We start from the raw sequence: 1,781 nt of genomic DNA, 5'->3' as shown, positions 1-1,781 counted from the left end.
GGACAAAGGCGGCATGGAGCAGGTTCTCCATCGGCACCTCGGCTGCGAAGCGCGCCGCGCCGCGCACCTTGTCGGGACCGTCGACGCGTGGCTGCTGGGTTCCCAGCGTCGCGCGCTTCTCAATGATCGGATCCGGCGTGCCGCCGGGCAGCCAGCTTGCGGGAACGCGGCCCAGCACCGTGCGGACTCCGCCGACGAGGGCATTCTGCAGCTTGCTCATGCGGGATCTCCTGCCAGCGATTCAAGGACGGCTGCGATCGTGCGCTGCGCCAGCCCGATCTTGAAAGCATTGCCTTCGAGCGGCCGCGCCTCGGCCAATTCCTCCTCCGCGGCGGAAAGGAAATTCGCGCGGGTCGCCGGCAATCCGCGAAGCGCCGCCTCCGCATGCGTGGCGCGCCATGGCTTTGCGGCCACGCCGCCAAGCGCGATCCGAACCTCGGCGACCTTGCCCTCGACGACGTCCAGGCCAGCCGCCACGGAAACCAGTGCGAATGCATAGCTCGAACGGTCGCGCAGCTTGCGATACTCGGAATTCACCATTGCGGGGGTCGCGGGCGGAAGCTCTACCGCGGTGATCATCTCCCCGGGCTGCAGGACACTCTCGATTTGTGGACTGGCGCCTGGCAAGGCGTGGAACTCGGCGAGCGGCACCGTTCTCTCACCTGCGGGGCCGGCGAGATGCACCACCGCCGAGAGCGCGGCAAGCGCGACGCACATGTCCGAGGGATGGGTTGCCACGCAGTTATTCGACGCACCCAATATTGCGTGATAGCGGTTGAAGCCGCCGATGGCGTCACAGCCGCCGCCAGGCTGCCGCTTGTTACATCGCGCCCCGTCCACATCGTAGAAATAGGCGCAGCGTGTCCGCTGCATAATGTTGCCGCCGACCGTCGCCATGTTGCGGATCTGCGCCGAGGCCCCGGCCAGCAAGGCGCGCGACAGCATCGGATAGCGTTCGCGGATCAGCGGTTGCGCGGCTAGAGCGCTGTTCTTCATCGATGCGCCGATGAGCAGCGCGCCGCCATCAGCTTCCTGGATGTCGGAGGTGAGGCGGCTGACATCGACCAGTTGCGAAGCGGAGTCGACATTCTGCCTGAGCAGATCGACAAGGTTCGTGCCCCCGCCGACGAACCGTGCGCCGTCGGCAGCAAGCGCCAGGGCTTCCGCACGGTCATTCGCGATGTGAAATGCAAAGGGCGTCATGCCGGCTCTCCAGCAAGCATTTCCTCGATCGCTTCGACAATGCCGTTATGCGCACCGCAGCGGCACAGATTGCCGCTCATGCGTTCGCGGATTTCCTCGCGGGTCGGCCGGACCGGGCCTGCGAGATCGGCAGTGACGTGACTTGGATCGCCGCGCCGCAACTCCCGCGCCATGGCGATCGCCGAGCAGATCTGGCCCGGGGTGCAGTAGCCACACTGGAGGCCATCATGTTCGATGAAAGCCTCTTGCAGGGGGTGGAGGCCGCCGTCTGGCCCTTGCAGTCCTTCGATCGTGCGAACATCGCGCCCCTTTGCCTGTGCCGCCAGCGTGAGGCAGGACAGCACCCGCTCGTCGTCCAGCAACACTGTGCAGGCGCCGCAGGCACCCTGGTTGCAACCGAGCTTCGTGCCGGTTAGCCCAAGGCGTTCGCGCAACATGTCGAGCAGCGACACGCGCGCATCGTCTGGAACGGGATAGTCGGATCCGTTGATCATGATGGTCACAGGCGTCTCCATTCAGGGACCGGCAGCGGAACGCCGCCGAGCCACCATCATGATAGTACGAAAATCGTATTATTC

Annotated in this window: 3 protein-coding genes; all 3 read right to left on the bottom strand. The window is 65.5% G+C overall.

Annotated features, from left to right (window positions below; genetic code table 11):
- Positions 1 to 220, bottom strand: a 220-nt coding sequence (locus tag EOA24_RS36735) for a hypothetical protein (RefSeq protein WP_133374839.1), incomplete at its 3' end; no start/stop codon positions are given.
- Positions 217 to 1,203, bottom strand: coding sequence for a xanthine dehydrogenase family protein subunit M (locus EOA24_RS36730; protein WP_126082811.1), 987 nt, complete (start codon positions 1,201 to 1,203; stop codon positions 217 to 219). The genes EOA24_RS36735 and EOA24_RS36730, both read right to left, overlap by 4 nt.
- Positions 1,200 to 1,706, bottom strand: a complete 507-nt coding sequence (locus EOA24_RS36725) for a 2Fe-2S iron-sulfur cluster-binding protein (RefSeq protein ID WP_126082810.1) — start codon at positions 1,704 to 1,706, stop codon at positions 1,200 to 1,202. Before EOA24_RS36725 ends, EOA24_RS36730 begins: the two co-directional genes overlap by 4 nt.
- Positions 1,707 to 1,781: the final 75 nt, after the last annotated feature.

Origin of the sequence: Mesorhizobium sp. M2A.F.Ca.ET.039.01.1.1 (genome assembly GCF_003998035.1) — a bacterium.
Taxonomy (GTDB): domain Bacteria; phylum Pseudomonadota; class Alphaproteobacteria; order Rhizobiales; family Rhizobiaceae; genus Mesorhizobium.
This window is presented reverse-complemented; position numbering and strand designations above follow the sequence as displayed.